The organism is Halobacillus alkaliphilus (assembly GCF_900113125.1).
In the GTDB taxonomy this organism is placed as follows: domain Bacteria; phylum Bacillota; class Bacilli; order Bacillales; family Halobacillaceae; genus Halobacillus; species Halobacillus alkaliphilus.
On the sequence record NZ_FOOG01000010.1, the window covers coordinates 61,129 to 76,358 of the forward strand.

Genomic DNA, 15,230 nt, shown 5'->3' on the forward strand with positions numbered 1-15,230 from the left:
ATGGTAATAACAATCACATTATTTTCATTTTATGAACCTTACGCGATATAATACAGGTTGAGATCCATGAAAGGAGTTTTATCAAATGAACCGTGAAATACATTTAGTAGAAAGACCAAAAGCTGCACCTACGCATGAACATATTAAAATTGTAGAAAATAACCAGCCTGAACCTGGTTCAGGAGAAGTACTCCTAAAAATGTTATACGTATCCGTAGACCCTTATATGAGAGGTCGAATGAGCGACGCCAAATCCTATGTTGCGCCTTTTCAACTAAACGAACCTATTGAAGGCGGTGCTGTCGCAGAAGTGGTGCAATCCAACGCCGATCAATTAAGTGAAGGCGACATTATTACTGGAATGCTTCCATGGAAAGAATATACAGTACAAAAAGCAGAGGGTCTTCGTAAAATTGATCCTAGTCTGGGACCGATCACTACTTCTCTAGGTATTCTTGGTATGCCAGGCCTTACCGCATATTTCGGCTTAATGGACATCGGACAACCTAAAGAAGGAGAAACGATTCTGGTCTCCGGAGCAGCAGGTGCTGTTGGTTCCACCGTCGTTCAAATCGGTAAAATTATGGGCTGCCGTGTTGTCGGTATTGCTGGCACAGATGAAAAAACCAGTTATTTAAAAGAAGAACTAGGCGTAGACGCGACTATCAACTACAAAACCGAAAATGTATCTGAAGCTCTTCAGGAGAAATGCCCGGACGGTATTGATGTATATTTCGATAACGTAGGCGGAGATATTTCCGATGCGGTCTATCCACTTCTAAATAAATATGCAAGAATTGCCCAGTGTGGTGCCATTGCATCTTATAACGTCCCGAACGACAAGGGACCGCGTATTCAAATGCACCTAATTAAATCCAGTGTATTAATTAAAGGATTCACTGTAGGGGATTATCAAAACCGCTTCTCCGAAGGTTTCCAGCACTTGTCTAAATGGTTGAGTGAAGGAAAACTTACTTACGAAGAAACGATCACCGAAGGGTTCGAAAACATTCCTGACGCTTTCTTTGGTCTGTTTGAAGGATCTAACCTTGGTAAACAGCTCGTTAAGGTAGCAGAACCTTCTCAAAAATCTTAATAGTTAATAGAGCAGGTGCACCGTTTTTTTCACCTGACTATTTAAGAGAGCGTACAAATGTTGTGCGCTCTCTTTTTGTTTATTATCGATCCGATTCTCTTTGATCAAACATGCGGTAATAGGCAGCGCGCTATTTGCAAGTTTTAAAAGCGGGGCTCAGGTGCTGGCTGGACCTACGGGAGGTTATATCATTGGATTTATTGCTTCGGCATTTGTCACTGGGTATATCTTAGAAAAAACTTCATTCAACTTACTAATAGCTTTATTGCCAATACGGCCGGAATGATTGTTACCCTTTTGTTTGGCACGATCCAATTAAAATTTGTTTTAGATCTCACTTGGCCGCAAGCTCTTACCGCCGGTGTATATCCTTTTATCGCTGTAGGATTGATCAAAGCCTTTCTGGCAAGCTGGATTGGAATAACTGTCAGAAGGCGTCTTGTACAGGCGAACTTAATTCATTCTTCCAGGAAAGCTGTGGCTTAAAACGAGGTTAATCATTTGATCCACACTGCTAGAAGCAGGTTCGATGAAGAACAAGGCATAGTGATGAGTGCCCTCCACAATTGCCCGCGTGGAAAATGAGGTAATCATCTTTCCACGACTTCGCACTGAAAAAATCCATCATTCAACTCCCACACCTGCTTCTATCGAGGTGGTGGGAATTTTCCCTACAAACGATAAACGATGGGAAAAGTCCCAACGTTCATTATCAAGAGAGTTTTTAAATAAGCCAGGACTCCGTTCCGGCTTATTTTTTTACTTTCATCATACATTCACCTTGAGGCTTCCACAAAGGTAAAGTAAACTTTACGTTAAGTTAACTTTACAAACATGTAATTGGAGGAAGCTATGAAAAATATCATCAAGGATCAGCGGATCGATCAACAATTGACTCAGGAGCGACTCTCAGAGCTGCTTAATGTGTCTAGACAGACGGTGATATCTCTTGAAAAAGGTAAATATAAACCTTCTCTAGTCCTTGCCCACAAGCTTGCCCAGATTTTTAACTGTCATATCGAAGATCTATTTATTTTTGAAGGAGATGAAAACATTGAATGACTTCTGGAATAACATGATTGGGCTTACAGGATTGATTGTGGGGTTATCCATTGCACTGGCGGTTTTTTTGATTAACCGTAAGTATATGAAGAAAAACAGACAACTTGATGAGCGCCAGCATACCATCAGTGTCCATGCTCGCGCAGGTGGCTGGATGGTTACCTCAGCCTTGATCATTATAGTCTGGGCAGTGGAAATCGTAGTAGAAGGAGTTACCTTATCTTTCTTCCTGCTCACTTTTCTATATGTGGGGCATATGACAGCCTATGGCCTCTTTGCTTATCATCACGCTGTAAATAACTAATTTAAAGCCAGGAAGCTAAGGAGGACAGCTATGAATACGATCTCTCTCATGATTTTTCTCTTACTGTGTTTATTGTTTCTCGGGAATGGAATTTACCAGGGTATTGCCAACGAGAGCTGGACAGCGCTTATTATAGCCATTATCGTTATTATTTTCGGGGCAAGAAGCATGTGGAAACGCCAGAACAAAAAACGCCCCCGCGACTAGGGGGCGTTTCACTAGGAGTATCTAGGGTATTCATAGCGCCCGAACCATTGGTATCGGTGGCTTGAAAACCATTGATAAAAAGGGTCTCCGATAAGATTCAAACCTGGTAAATAAAGAAGAAGACCAATTAAAGAAACGGGTGGCAATACTAGCATTAATCTCCGTATAGTAAAGAACCCTTTCTTGATCTCTCCCTCCTTCGTCAGCATATGAATCTCATCCAGGGTGTTACGGCCTTCTAAGTAGGGATACTTTCCACTTTGCTCGATTGCTTGAACAGAAACCCACTTAATTTGGCTCAACCAGTCGAACTTGCTGAAAACTCTCTTAATCTGGTAACAGAAAGGACACTGAGCATCATAAAAAACCACATGTTTCATTCCATCATCTCCTTTGATCCATCGAAGTGCTGACTAATCCATAAGATGAACTCTAACCCATCCGCGAACACTATTTATCATCCATATTTCCTGGTACTTTTCCAACTCTTCTTTCCTTAAAACCTGCTCCTTAAGTTTCCCTTCTTCGATTAATTGTTTTCGGTAAGTACCTGAAAGCAGGCCGCAGGAAATGGGTGGCGTGTAAAATTCTCCATTAAATTTCACCACAAGGTTAGCGATGGTAAACTCTGTTAATTCACCTTTTTGGTTCCAAAGCAATACCATTCTACTCTTCTTTTGATGTTTTTCATAAACTTTTCTGTGAGTCGTTTTATGGAACAAAAAAGGATCTTGCTCATCAACTGGCTGATCGGCCAATTCGGCTTCTAAAGCTGACGGGAATTCATCTAATGTTCTGCACTCAATTTCAGGGTTCCCTTCTTGATCCACCAACATTCTTACCTTGTGCAATCCTTCTCGATGAAGAGAAGTAATTTCACTTATTTTCCGTAGCAGCAGGGCCTGATCAACTTTAAATCCAAAATAATCACTAGAATTTTGTACACGTTTCAGATGATAAGGAAGTAAAGAAATCCTTCCATCGTCCAATCTCATTGTTTCTAACAACCGGAATTCAGGAACAGTTTCTGTGAGAAGCCTCGCCTTTGTATGGATCTCCTCATACTCTCCCTCAGACGTAGATTCCCATGTCACTCCCCCGCCTGTTCCATAGGCTGCCGTTCCATTATTCAACATTACAGTACGAATTGGAACGTTGAAAACGGCTTCCTTTTCAGGGGTCATATATCCTATAGCTCCGCAATACACTTCACGCGGACTGTGTTCTAATTCTCTAATATATTCCATCGTCCGAACTTTAGGGGCGCCCGTAATAGATCCACACGGGAATAAAGCTTGAAAGACATCCCACATACTGAAGGAATCATCGAGTTGTCCCTTTATCGTTGAAGTCATTTGGTGCACGGTTGGATAAGTCTCCACTTCAAAGAGCTCAGGTACATGGACGGATCCGGGTAAAGCAATTCTCCCGAGATCATTTCGAAGTAAATCCACAATCATCAGATTTTCAGAGCGTTCCTTTTCTGAACGAAGAAGATCGGCTTTCCGTTTTTCATCTTCTTCAAGAAACCTTCCACGGGGGGCTGTACCTTTCATCGGCTTCGTGGTAATAGTCCCATCATCGATACGGAAAAACAACTCAGGTGAAGCGGATAATAGCTGGTGCGTGCCCGTATTAATATAAGCACTGTATGAAGATTTCTGTGCAGCAGCCAGTTTTCTATAAAATGCATATTCATTTCCCGTAAAGTCTGCCTTCAGCCTGGTTGTGTAGTTTACCTGATAAGTCTCTCCCAGCTTTATGGCCTTTTTTATCTCTCTTATGCCTTCTTTATACTGGTTGTAATCGCCTTCCATGAGCCAATCTGATACCTGAAACGAGTCCGAGCGGGGACTTGCTTCGGTAGAGACAGGTTCATTAAATATTCCAAACCAGACCAGCGGCCATTCTGAGTTCGAATGAACTTTTAAAGCCTTGTCAAATGCAGGTGCAGCTTCGTAGGACACAAATCCTGCGGCATAAAAGCCTTGCTGCAATGCTTGTTCAACTTCAAGAAACGCTTGCTCCACCTGTTCGACTGTTTCCGCAGAAATAACACGCTCCGGGTCAACAAATCTCTTTGGGCTCTTGGCTCCATAATGATCACTAAATTCGAATAATAACGTCGGCCCTTTCATTGAAGCGCTCCCTCCATTTCCAGACTACTTTTGGAAATAGCGGATTGATAAGCATTAATGAGCATCTGAAACCCGTAATCTGTCATGATGGACTCTGGATGAAATTGAATACCTTCTATAGGCAGGTTCCGATGCCTCACGGCCATCACTACCCCGTCTTGCGATACAGCACTAACTTCAAGCATAGGAGGAAGCTCTTCCGGCGGGGTATGAAGGGAGTGGTAACGCGTGACTTGGACAGCCGCTGGAATGTTCCGAAAAACGGTGTCCCCATCATGGTTAATCTTCGTGACTTTTCCGTGCATGGGACTGCCCCCCTCCCTCACCTTGCCCCCAAAGAAATTAACAATTAATTGATGGCCTAAACATATGCCAAGAATTGGTGTGGTCTGATGAAACTGTTTGAGAACGTCCCGGCATATCCCAGTCTCTTTAGGTGACCCAGGGCCGGGAGACAGAACAATAAAATCAGGATTAAGATCTTTAATACCCTCAATAGATATCTGATCGTTTCTATATACTTTTACATTTTCATGGATTTGTTTAAAATATTGCACAAGATTATAAGTAAATGAATCATAATTATCTAAGATTAAAATCATAATAGCAGCACCTTCACTTGATGTAATGGTTTCTAATATCATTATACAAGCTTTCTCATTTGATACTATATTTTCTTAGGGGAAAATCATCAAGTTATATTAACGCTTTTACGTAAAAAAGAATCGAAAAAATTCTTTTCCTGTATTAGAATGAAAAGAAAGTATGCTCGGCGTTAGGATGATTAGGATGAATAAAGCTTTATTGCGCTCCAAAAGTATCTGGATTAAAGTCCTTCTGATCGTACTCGGGATTTCGATGCCTTTATGGCTCAGCGTAGAGTTGTCCGGGCTTGGCAGCTTAATGAGAAGCTTACGAGAAGAACCAGACGGCAGTACATTGATGATGGCCGCTTTCGCTCTTGTCCTCTTGAACACCATTCGCGCCCTTCCACACTATATAGGGGCGCTGCTTCTAGGAGATGAGGTCGGCGCCCATTATGAAAAACCCTGGCTGAAGGTACTTATACCTTTGTCCATTATTCCGCTAAGTTACCTGATCATTAACGGGTATAACTCCATTAATTATCATTTCGGCGCCCCTGCCCTGATTCTGTTATTGTCCATTATGCTTCTGCATATGCTCGGTAAAGGAAGGCTTCGTCCTGTTTTTAAATCCTTTGTGTTAGTTCAATTGCTCTTCGGAGTCCAATGGCTCGATACCGTATTATTTTTAAGTGCCTTTGGATTTGGAGGCGGCACGATTTCAATGGAAGTGAAGACGATCGCTGAACAACTTGGCTTTGGTACGACGCTGTCATTTTACAGTCTTGTTTTCAGTGCCGTATTTATCGTTAACGCAATTGTTCTGGCTGTTTATTTAACGGTCTCAGAACAGAAATGGAAAATGCGCCAGGACCTCGACATCGCCCGCCTGGAAATGGTGGAGTCACGGTCTGGTCGAGAAGCCCTGCACCTTGTTCATGACCTGAAAACCCCACTCTCTTTAATGGAAGGGTTAAATTCATTAATTCAAATGAAAACAGAGGATCCTGAAATTCTCCGCTACACAGATAAAATCTCTTCATCTATTCAATCAACCAGCGACATGGTTTCTGAAATCTTATACCATGAAAAGAAAAATTGGTGTACATTAAAGACATTTATTGAATATGTACGAGCTAATAAACTTTCTGATTCGGCCACCATTTATGATTTTGATCTGCAAGCAGACGAGAATATTCAGATCTATATTAATAAAATTCGAATGACTCGAGCACTTGTGAACTTAATTGATAACGCAAGTGATGCCGTAGAAGGTCTGAGTGACGCCACCGTAACGATCTGCTCAAAAGTAGGTGAAGGCGGTGTTTATATCGGTGTGAAAGATAATGGACACGGGATTAGTGAAGAAAATATAGAGAAAATCTGGAATGCCGGATATAGTACCAAGTCCCACCCTGGGGTCGGCTTGACGTTTGTAAAAAATGTAGTCCAAGAACATGAAGCCGAATTGTCCATTGAGAGTGAACATGGAATTGGCACTACATTCTGGATTCATATACCGAAGGAGAGAGTGAATGATGAAGATCCTGATCATTGATAATGACGAATCCCTGCGCTTTATGCTGACGGAATTCTGTAAGCATGCAGAATGGGAATCCGATACAGCAGTGAATGGCAGAGAGGGTATAGAGAAATTCCTAAAAGGGGCATTCGATGTGGTGTTAGTTGATTATCATATGCCCGAGATGGACGGTTTACAGACCGTCCGCGAGCTGCGTAAGCATAATCAGCAGATCCCGATCCTTGTCCTGACGGTAGATGAACGACAGGAAGTGGCCGACCGCTTCCTTGAAGAAGGCGCAACTGATTTCGCTTTAAAACCCGTGAAGGCTCCTGATTTAATATCACGGATTCGTCTTCATGCCCAAATTGCAAATATGAAGAGTGTCCAGGATGAAGAAGAGGACGTCTTCACGGTGAAAGGGATCAGTAAGGGGACATTGCAAACCGTTGCCAGTTTCCTGAAGGAACACAAATCCCCGATTTCCGTAGATGGTATCTCTAAAGAAGTCGGTCTTGCCTACCCTACCGTTTACCGCTATCTTATGCATCTATTAGAAGAAGGAAAAGTAAAACAAGTGGTCAGTCACCAGAAAATCGGACGGCCGAAAAAACTGTATAAATGGTACACCCATTGAATAGTTTCTATTTCTCCAACACGCGTTTCTAAGTGTAATTTCAGCCTGTAAGGGTACAATCTTACAGTAATGAAATACAATTCGCTTAGTATATTACTATGACAAGCTATTTAAAGGAGGGACAGCATGAGAACAGGAAACCCTGTATTAAAAAACGATACTTTCCGAAGTCGCAGCCAAGGTGAAACCATGACGCTTGGTGGAACGGTTGCGAAAATTGCACTCTTATTCATTTTTCTTTTAGGGACTTCGCTATACACCTGGTATCAGTATTCTCTAGGAGCAGATGTTACGGCTATGATGCTGATCGGCGCAATCGGCGGCTTAATTTTTGCTTTGATTACGGCATTCATACCTAAGGCAGCTCCCATTACCGCTCCGATTTATGCCGCACTCGAAGGCTTCTTTATTGGAGGCATTTCAGCCTTTTTTGAAAGCAGCTACCCTGGCATCGTTATTCAAGCTGCATCCTTGACGCTCGCCGTTATGGGTGTGCTTCTGTTCCTATACGCGAGTCGAGTGATTAAAGTAACGAAAAACTTCCGACTGATGGTGGTCTCCGCTACTCTTGGCATTTTTGTCGTTTATCTCATTAACTTTGTCATGAATATTTTCTTCGGCATGGAAGTTCCTTATCTTCATTCCAGCGGGCCGATCGGTATTGGTATTAGTCTATTTATTGTTGCCATTGCTGCGCTGAACCTTGTTCTAGACTTTGATTTTATTGAGGAAGGCGTAAACCGCGGTGCCCCTAAACATATGGAGTGGTACGGGGCTTTTGGGCTGATCGTTACGCTCGTATGGCTATATATTGAAATTCTCCGTCTGCTTCAAAAGCTCAGGAGATAATAAAAGGAGCCTTTCCATACGTGGAAAGGCTCCTTTTACTCTTCTACTTAACCCCATGCTGAATCAAAAAATCCATAATTCCTGGCACTAGTTCCTCTGCTAAAGGTAAATCAGGATTCCCATATGTCTTTAAATTCCCCTCCCGGTCTTCGGGAGCCTTTTTCAGAACATGATTCATGCCTTCGATAAGGAGTAATTCTGCCTCAGGATTGGCATCTGCTAGAATTTGAGCATCCTTTTTAGTAACTTGAAGGTCGTTTGTTCCATTAACAATAAGGGTCGGGATTTCCGTTGCTCTCATCTGTTCGGCGGGGTCATAAGCCATCCATGATTGTAAGAAAGGCTGTAAGGAAGGATTGAACACACTCATTAGAGGATCACTCACTTCTTTAATGGTCTCCCCTTCTCTTAACCGCTCAAGGATCGTGAGGCTTTCCTGATATAAATCATCCGGCAAACTTTCTGATAGCTGCTCTTCTAACAATTGATCAAACGTTCGTCCAGCTCCTGAGATGGATACCAAAGCATCTGTACTTCCTGATTCAGCTGCAATCATACCTACCAGCGCCCCTTGACTGTGTCCAATTACGACTACTTCGGAGAAGCGCTTATCTTCATTAAGTTTATCTATCCATTGCTTAGCATCATCTACAAACTGATCGAAGCGTATATCCCCCTCCTTCGTAACAGCTTGAGCATTTTTACCTGCTCCCCTTTTGTCGTACCGGACACTCGCCACTCCTCTATCCGCAAGTTCTTCCGCAAGAAGTTTCAGGCTATTATTTTTCCCTTCTATGCCAGGACTGTTGCCATTACGATCCGTAGGTCCCGAGCCAGGAATAATCAAAGCTACCGGGGGCTTCGAATCTTTTTGCGGTAGCAGCAGAGATCCATATAAGGTACCGGTAATGGTTTCAATTGTCAAAAAGTTTTCCTTACTTGCGCTGGAGGAAGAATCTTTCTGTTTCTGTAATTCAAAGTTAAAATTCTGGCCTGACTGAGTAAATGTCCCTTTTATTACATCCTTTTCCACCGCTCCAATAAAACGAAGTGACTGACCGGAAATAGCCATTTGAAACGTAAGTTCTCTCCCGTTTAATTTCACTTGATCCAAAGGATAGTCTTCTATATTTTGAGCAGGGATTGATATTTCACCTTGTAGAGATTCCTCCTTCCGAAACTCCACGATGATATTTAAGGGCTGATCAGGCACTTGAATTGAACCACTCCATTCCCCCTCTATATAATCTCCTCCCACTTTATCACTTCCTTCAGATGTCTGATTTCCTTCACTACAGCCAGTTGTTATTAACAAGATCAATAGAATGATCGGCAGCCAAACACGCATAATAAACCTCCCTTTTTACCCTAAAGATAAGTGTCTAATCCAGAACAATATTCCACAATATATGTTATAAGAATTTAATAATTAACCTATTTATAACATATGTTTCCGTGAAAATCTTTAATTTCTAGGCTCTATTAAAAGTTACTGTTGAAATTCAATACCAGCGTGGTCTTCCTAATCGTACCTCCTTTAATGTTGTCTCCTCCATCTTCACCGTTCCCCTCTGCCCCTTGGGGTAGAAGTTTTTTCGAATGGTCATCATTTTAATACAGGAAGAATTAAAAAAAGCATGGTCTCTTAAGAGGCCATGCTTTTTTCAGGTGATACCTGGTCTATGATTCTTTTAATTGGCTCGACTTCTTACTGTTCATGAACAATGTAGTGATCAGCATGAGAAGCAAGAATATAAGCACAATGCTAAATCCTCCTGCATGGCCGAATATTTCGGAGGCCACGCCTACAATATAACCTGCAATACCGCCGCCGATACCGGAAGCAATGTATATTAAACCAAGTGCAGAACCACCCGTTTTGGAAATCTGTGTCCCAAAAGCTGTGGCAGTAGGGAATAATGTTGAGAAAAACAACCCTGCACCAGAGAATAAATAAGGGAAATCATTAGCAAACAAGAAGCTGATTCCAACCATCAACAAGGAACCTGCAGAGAACGTAATCAGAATAACGCGTTCATTGATCCAGTTGGTTAGGTAAGCAATAGCGAGTCTGCCCGCCATAAAGAATATAGAGAACAGAGATAGAATGGTTGCTACCATGTCTTCTTTAGCTTCAGTAGAAAGCCCGCCTAAATCAAGAGATTTAAGGTAACTCGGAAAGAAGTTCATAAAGGATACTTCTGCTGAAACTTCAAAGACTAAGAAAAACATAAGAAATACGAATTGAGCATCTTTTAACATAGGAATGAAAGCTTTCAAATCAATCTTCTCAGCTTTTCCATTCGGGAAATGAACGGAAGTAATATAGATAATAACGGCTACAAGGCTTGCCGCAATTCCTATATAGAAATAACGCCAGGAAGCAAACTGGAAAAGATAGTTCAAGATTTGTGGAAAGACTACCATTCCTAATCCATATACACCCATAGCGAAGTTAAACATCTGACCTTGCCGATTTGGATAAGCGGCCGGTACGATTGCGTTAGATGCGACCCCTAAAGAGCCCAGGCCAAAGCCGACAATCATATAAAACCCTAAAAAGAACGTTATATTAGGGGCAAGACCTGTACCTAAAAACCCAAGCCCCATAATAATTGAGCCGACAACTGTCATAATGCGAAGCCCTTTTTTATCGGTATAGTACCCGATCAACACACTGGCTAGCGTAAAACCTAATTGAAATATAAAAACGACAAGACCAAATTGGCTCATATCAAGTCCTAAATCCTGTTCTACTTGATCCAGCACAATTCCTTTTGTATTCGTCACCCCACCCGATATAAACTGGGTGAACATGAGGATGACAAGAGCGTGAATACTCTTTCCTCGGGACATGTGAGTTACCTCCTGATGATTAAGATATACATTCAAACTGTTTGATTGCTTGGAGGGTTTTCCCACGGCTTCTATACTTAAAACCATAAAAATAAATGTAAACGATTTACTATATTAAAAAAATTATAAGCCTTTTATTTTCATTCTATTGACCTAGATTAGTTATGATAAAATGACAATCAGGCAGTGTTTCTATATAGGAGGTCGGCTGCCCCCTTATCGAAAAGGAAAGGGGGTGATGCCTTTTTTGAGTATCTATGAGGTGTTTATGGTTCTATTCTCTTTTGGAACTTTCCTTATTGCTCTGCTTGCGTTGGTCATAAAAATGACCAATAAAAAATAGACCTCCTGTCTGGTAACGGGAGAGGTCTATTCCTCAGTGAGTAGCCGATCCCTTCGGAACAGCTGCCGGTCAGGCCGCAGTGGACGCTGCGGCCTTTCAAATGTTCATTTCTGACTTTATTGTACCACAAGTATATTCAGCCATGCATTATCCTATTACGGGCGGCTGCTTATTTATGTAATCATTCAAGAATATTCTGTGCTTCTCAAATATATGATCCGGTAATTGATCCAATGGGAAAAAGCGGGCATCTAAGGTTTCTCCATCCTGAAAATTAAAAGTCCCGGAGAAGTCCCGGCAAGTAAATAAAATCTGGACGAGAGCGACCTGATCACCGTTTGAAAAAGTTTTATGCAGGTCTGTCCCTGAATACACACCAAACAATTCCATTTCGCCAAGCTCAAGTCCAGTTTCCTCTTTAGTTTCACGTCTGGCCGCGTCTTCCACTTTTTCATCCATCTCCATAAAGCCTCCCGGCAGTCCCCACGTATGCGTATCAGCCCTTAACTGCAAAAGCACACGGTGGTGTTCATCAATAACAAACGCACCGCATACCGTCATAATGACACGCTCTTTACCTACTTTCGATCGGATATATGTAATATAATCCATAAATAATGTACTCCCTTATCGTTATTTGCTTACCTCGTGCAATTAGCTTGTACTTCTAATTGAATCACTTTTTGATCTCCCCATTCAAGTTATCCATACTTTATTAAAGGACAGCCCCCTCTCCACAGCCTGTGTTAAAATAAATCAAATGGTAATATCTGTTTGACCTGAGGTGGTAAATTACGGAAAATGGTAGAGGCTTCAATGGCTAGAGTTATACTTATAATAAATAGACAACAGTGAAAACTCTCATTTTGAAAGCGAGGAATAACTTTGAAACGTACCATTACAGCTATTGGCCTAACGCTTGTTGTCGTGTTGGCTGTCATTCTAATAATTAACATTAGAGGAGAAAACACTCAAAGCGAGCAAAAAGATGCATCCCCTCATTCCCTAATGCCACTAAGAGCGAACGAAGAGAAAAGTACCCGCTCCCCTCTCTTGCAGTGGTCTATTGAACAAAAGGTTTCCCAGACCCTATATATTGGTATCGAGGGACTTACATTAAGTAATCAGGAGAAAGAGATGATCAGCCAGGCACAGGTCGGAGGCGTGATTTTACTCGGACGAAATGTTGAAAATGCCCCACAGCTAAAAAATTTAGTGGATTCAATTCGCCAGGCAAACGCGAACAACCCTACTCCATTGTTTTTAGGTATAGATGAGGAAGGCGGGCGGGTAAGCCGGATTCCGGACAGTGCTATCATGAATCTTCCTGCCAGCAAAAAAATTGGCAACACAATGGATCCACAGCTTGCTCGAAAAACAGGACGCCTATTAGCTGAAAAAGTGAAAGCATTTGGCTTTAATATGAATTTTTCGCCAGTTCTTGATGTCGTAAACAATCCGAATAATCAAGTAATTGGAGATCGTTCCTTCGGAGAAACTCCAGAGCTCGTTAGAAAGATGGGAATCCCCGCGATGCAAGCCATACAATCGGCACGGGTCATCCCCGTGGTCAAACACTTCCCAGGCCATGGAAATACGTCAGTGGATTCACACTATGACCTTCCTGTCGTGGATCAATCCATAGAGGACTTACAGGATTTCGAATGGATTCCTTTTCAGACGGCTGTTGAACAAGGGGCAGATGCCATCATGACCGCTCACATCTTATTCCCTGAACTGGATGAAAAATACCCTGCCACTCTTTCTAAAACAATTATTACAGATGTTCTCCGAGAACAGCTGGATTTCAATGGGCTTGTTATTACGGACGATATGGCTATGGGAGCTATCTCCAATAATTATGGAACAAGCGAAGCTGCCGTACTCTCGATAGAAGCAGGGGCAGATATGGTCTTATTAACAGATACAAGCCAGTTTCAGAGTGTGAAAGATTCGCTTACTAAAGCAGTGAGAGACGGACAAATTCCAGAAAGTCAGTTAAATACCAGCGTCACCCGAATTCTTCAGAAAAAGGAAACTTATAAGTTAAGTGAATCGTACGAGGACACCGAAGAAATCTCTCAGCTCAATAAGCAAATTGAAGAGGTATGGAATCAGATCCAATAAGCGTGCTTCCCGATAATCGTCGGGAAACACGCTTTTCTTTTTTAAATTTCTTTATAACGATGCCACCAGGGTTTAGCTTCCTCAAGCTGGGCGGCTAATTTAAACAGCGTAGCTTCATCTCCGAACTTCGCCATAAAATGTGAGCCGATCGGCACGTTCTGATCATTCCAGTACAATGGGACACTCATAGCAGGCTGTCCTGTTACGTTGGCAATAGGAGAAAGATGAGCATATTGAGCAGACACTGCAAGAATCTCATCAATCGTATTTTCTTCTCCATTATAGCAGCCAAGCGGCAGTGCGGACTTAGATGTAACGGGATGAAGGAGCACATCATAATTTTCAAAAAATCGATGAACCTTCTCACTTTCAGAAGCTAAGAACATCCGGGCCTGCTCGTATTCCATAGCTGTAAATTGGGAAGCTTTATCGATCAAGGTAGAAAGCATTCTTTCAAGATTATGCGCAGATGGCTCTTTTCCATTCATTCGGGCAGCATCCTGAACAGCAAGAGCTCCTCCAAGTACCCATACCGTCACGTAAGCGTCCATGAAACGGTGCAAATCAAAACTAGGATAAGCAACTTCTACATGATGCCCTAAGGATTCCAGCAAATGAGCTGTCTCATTCACCGCTTGCTGCACATCGGGCGCAATGTCCATCAATTCCCCGAAATCAGCTAGATAGCCCACCTTAAGTGTGCCTAGCTCCTCTTTAAGCACCTCCATGTAAGGTTTTTCGTAAGCAGGGGTAGCAAACAGATCTCCCATCTGCGGACCTTCCAAAACGTCCAGAAGTGCCGCACTGTCCCGAACAGAACGGGTTAGAGCATGACTAACCGCGAAACTATTCAAACGCATGGAAAAGGGTGTGCGCCCTCTGGTCGGTTTGAGCCCAAACACGCCACAGTTGGATGCTGGTATGCGAATGGACCCTCCTCCGTCACTGCCATGAGCAAACGGAATCATACCAGATGCTACAGCCGCTCCAGCTCCCCCGCTCGACCCGCCAGAAGAATAGTTAGGGTTCCACGGATTCTTTGTGAAACCAAGGTGAACAGATTCCGTAGCCGGAGTAAAGCCAAATTCAGGTGTATTAGTTTTACCTAGAATCGTTAATCCTGCCTGCTTATAACGTCTAACAATCTCATCATCTGCTGATGCTTTAAATCCATCCATAATTTTAGAACCGTAGGAAAGTGGATATCCTTTCATCGCATTTAAATCTTTAATTAGAAACGGAAGCCCTCTAAACACGCCATGCCCATTAATATTTGCTGCATTCTCAAAAGTCTTATGTACAACTGCATTGAGCTCAGGATTCTTTCGATCGATCATTGCCTTATAATGATTAACAATTTCTTCAGGCTTCAACTTATTTTCTTCAATTAAACGCCGCTGTCCTATCCCATCTAAGTCGTGAAGATCATATATTTCCATTTGATCATCCTCCCTTTCCTTATCTAATTTTCTATGAAATACCTTCAAAAATAAACTAATTACTAT

Annotated in this window: 16 protein-coding genes and 1 pseudogene; 10 read left to right on the forward strand and 7 right to left on the reverse strand. The window is 42.2% G+C overall.

Going from position 1 to position 15,230, the window contains the following annotated elements; genetic code table 11:
- The first annotated feature begins 85 nt into the window (after positions 1–85).
- The 5 genes and pseudogenes from BMZ06_RS08030 to BMZ06_RS20630 all read left to right on the forward strand — a co-directional run bounded on the left by BMZ06_RS08030 (position 86) and on the right by BMZ06_RS20630 (position 2,669).
- Complete coding sequence (locus BMZ06_RS08030) at positions 86–1,096, forward strand: NADP-dependent oxidoreductase (protein WP_089751536.1); 1,011 nt, start codon at positions 86–88, stop codon at positions 1,094–1,096.
- A gap of 100 nt (positions 1,097–1,196) precedes the next feature.
- Positions 1,197–1,582: pseudogene (locus BMZ06_RS21270) on the forward strand (biotin transporter BioY).
- Between the two features lie 366 nt (positions 1,583–1,948).
- Positions 1,949–2,158 (forward strand): helix-turn-helix transcriptional regulator, encoded by a 210-nt coding sequence (locus tag BMZ06_RS08040; protein WP_089751537.1) that lies wholly within the window; start codon positions 1,949–1,951, stop codon positions 2,156–2,158.
- Positions 2,151–2,462 carry a DUF3796 domain-containing protein gene (locus tag BMZ06_RS08045; protein WP_089751538.1) on the forward strand — a complete coding sequence of 104 codons (312 nt, stop codon included), beginning with the start codon at positions 2,151–2,153 and terminating at the stop codon, positions 2,460–2,462. Before BMZ06_RS08040 ends, BMZ06_RS08045 begins: the two co-directional genes overlap by 8 nt.
- A 30-nt stretch (positions 2,463–2,492) precedes the next feature.
- A complete protein-coding gene (locus BMZ06_RS20630; protein WP_014645080.1) occupies positions 2,493–2,669 on the forward strand; it encodes a hypothetical protein in 177 nt (58 codons plus the stop codon).
- A gap of 11 nt (positions 2,670–2,680) precedes the next feature.
- Here the strand turns inward: BMZ06_RS20630 and BMZ06_RS08050 are convergent, their stop codons facing one another.
- The 3 genes from BMZ06_RS08050 to BMZ06_RS08060 are packed head-to-tail and all read right to left on the reverse strand — an operon-like array spanning position 2,681 to position 5,409.
- Positions 2,681–3,049 (reverse strand): thiol-disulfide oxidoreductase DCC family protein, encoded by a 369-nt coding sequence (locus BMZ06_RS08050; protein WP_089751539.1) that lies wholly within the window; start codon positions 3,047–3,049, stop codon positions 2,681–2,683.
- Between the two features lie 33 nt (positions 3,050–3,082).
- Positions 3,083–4,807, reverse strand: coding sequence for an aminodeoxychorismate synthase component I (pabB, locus tag BMZ06_RS08055; RefSeq protein ID WP_089751540.1), 1,725 nt, complete (start codon positions 4,805–4,807; stop codon positions 3,083–3,085).
- Positions 4,804–5,409 carry an anthranilate synthase component II gene (locus tag BMZ06_RS08060; RefSeq protein WP_089751587.1) on the reverse strand — a complete coding sequence of 202 codons (606 nt, stop codon included), beginning with the start codon at positions 5,407–5,409 and terminating at the stop codon, positions 4,804–4,806. The genes pabB and BMZ06_RS08060 overlap by 4 nt, the downstream gene beginning before the upstream one ends.
- Positions 5,410–5,596: 187 nt before the next feature.
- On the opposite strand from BMZ06_RS08060, the gene BMZ06_RS08065 reads away from it, so the two are divergent.
- The 3 genes from BMZ06_RS08065 to BMZ06_RS08075 all read left to right on the forward strand — a co-directional run bounded on the left by BMZ06_RS08065 (position 5,597) and on the right by BMZ06_RS08075 (position 8,399).
- Positions 5,597–6,949, forward strand: coding sequence for a sensor histidine kinase (locus tag BMZ06_RS08065; protein ID WP_245755976.1), 1,353 nt, complete (start codon positions 5,597–5,599; stop codon positions 6,947–6,949).
- Entirely contained in the window at positions 6,927–7,550 is a 624-nt protein-coding gene (locus tag BMZ06_RS08070; protein WP_245755977.1) for a response regulator, read from the forward strand. The genes BMZ06_RS08065 and BMZ06_RS08070 overlap by 23 nt, the downstream gene beginning before the upstream one ends.
- Positions 7,551–7,676: 126 nt before the next feature.
- Positions 7,677–8,399, forward strand: a complete 723-nt coding sequence (locus tag BMZ06_RS08075) for a Bax inhibitor-1/YccA family protein (RefSeq protein ID WP_089751541.1) — start codon at positions 7,677–7,679, stop codon at positions 8,397–8,399.
- Positions 8,400–8,442: 43 nt separating this feature from the next.
- On the opposite strand, the gene BMZ06_RS08080 is transcribed toward BMZ06_RS08075, so the two are convergent.
- Together BMZ06_RS08080 and BMZ06_RS08085 are read right to left on the reverse strand one after the other, a co-directional pair.
- Positions 8,443–9,747 carry an alpha/beta hydrolase gene (locus BMZ06_RS08080; RefSeq protein WP_089751542.1) on the reverse strand — a complete coding sequence of 435 codons (1,305 nt, stop codon included), beginning with the start codon at positions 9,745–9,747 and terminating at the stop codon, positions 8,443–8,445.
- Between the two features lie 332 nt (positions 9,748–10,079).
- Entirely contained in the window at positions 10,080–11,255 is a 1,176-nt protein-coding gene (locus BMZ06_RS08085) for an MFS transporter (RefSeq protein WP_175477826.1), read from the reverse strand.
- A gap of 238 nt (positions 11,256–11,493) precedes the next feature.
- On the opposite strand from BMZ06_RS08085, the gene BMZ06_RS20635 reads away from it, so the two are divergent.
- Positions 11,494–11,598: a putative holin-like toxin gene (locus BMZ06_RS20635; RefSeq protein ID WP_014645089.1), complete on the forward strand. Its 105-nt coding sequence runs from the start codon at positions 11,494–11,496 to the stop codon at positions 11,596–11,598.
- 147 nt (positions 11,599–11,745) lie between these two features.
- Here BMZ06_RS20635 and BMZ06_RS08095 read toward each other — a convergent pair whose 3' ends face one another.
- Positions 11,746–12,210: an NUDIX hydrolase gene (locus BMZ06_RS08095; protein ID WP_089751544.1), complete on the reverse strand. Its 465-nt coding sequence runs from the start codon at positions 12,208–12,210 to the stop codon at positions 11,746–11,748.
- A gap of 273 nt (positions 12,211–12,483) precedes the next feature.
- Here BMZ06_RS08095 and nagZ point away from each other — a divergent pair, with 273 nt between their 5' ends.
- A complete protein-coding gene (gene nagZ / locus BMZ06_RS08100) occupies positions 12,484–13,725 on the forward strand; it encodes a beta-N-acetylhexosaminidase (RefSeq protein ID WP_089751545.1) in 1,242 nt (413 codons plus the stop codon).
- 41 nt (positions 13,726–13,766) lie between these two features.
- On the opposite strand, the gene BMZ06_RS08105 is transcribed toward nagZ, so the two are convergent.
- Entirely contained in the window at positions 13,767–15,164 is a 1,398-nt protein-coding gene (locus tag BMZ06_RS08105; protein ID WP_089751546.1) for an amidase, read from the reverse strand.
- Between the last annotated feature and the right edge of the window lie 66 nt (positions 15,165–15,230).

Coding starts and splice junctions, on each gene's coding strand:
- BMZ06_RS08050 (WP_089751539.1), bottom strand. CDS start 3,049: ATGAAACATGTGGTTTTTTATGATGCTCAGTGTCCTTTCTGTTACCAG.
- BMZ06_RS08070 (WP_245755977.1), top strand. CDS start 6,927: ATGATGAAGATCCTGATCATTGATAATGACGAATCCCTGCGCTTTATG.
- BMZ06_RS08085 (WP_175477826.1), bottom strand. CDS start 11,255: ATGTCCCGAGGAAAGAGTATTCACGCTCTTGTCATCCTCATGTTCACC.
- BMZ06_RS20630 (WP_014645080.1), top strand. CDS start 2,493: ATGAATACGATCTCTCTCATGATTTTTCTCTTACTGTGTTTATTGTTT.
- pabB (WP_089751540.1), bottom strand. CDS start 4,807: ATGAAAGGGCCGACGTTATTATTCGAATTTAGTGATCATTATGGAGCC.
- BMZ06_RS08075 (WP_089751541.1), top strand. CDS start 7,677: ATGAGAACAGGAAACCCTGTATTAAAAAACGATACTTTCCGAAGTCGC.
- BMZ06_RS08030 (WP_089751536.1), top strand. CDS start 86: ATGAACCGTGAAATACATTTAGTAGAAAGACCAAAAGCTGCACCTACG.
- BMZ06_RS08095 (WP_089751544.1), bottom strand. CDS start 12,210: ATGGATTATATTACATATATCCGATCGAAAGTAGGTAAAGAGCGTGTC.
- BMZ06_RS08065 (WP_245755976.1), top strand. CDS start 5,597: ATGAATAAAGCTTTATTGCGCTCCAAAAGTATCTGGATTAAAGTCCTT.
- BMZ06_RS20635 (WP_014645089.1), top strand. CDS start 11,494: ATGCCTTTTTTGAGTATCTATGAGGTGTTTATGGTTCTATTCTCTTTT.
- BMZ06_RS08040 (WP_089751537.1), top strand. CDS start 1,949: ATGAAAAATATCATCAAGGATCAGCGGATCGATCAACAATTGACTCAG.
- BMZ06_RS08105 (WP_089751546.1), bottom strand. CDS start 15,164: ATGGAAATATATGATCTTCACGACTTAGATGGGATAGGACAGCGGCGT.
- BMZ06_RS08080 (WP_089751542.1), bottom strand. CDS start 9,747: ATGCGTGTTTGGCTGCCGATCATTCTATTGATCTTGTTAATAACAACT.
- BMZ06_RS08060 (WP_089751587.1), bottom strand. CDS start 5,409: ATGATTTTAATCTTAGATAATTATGATTCATTTACTTATAATCTTGTG.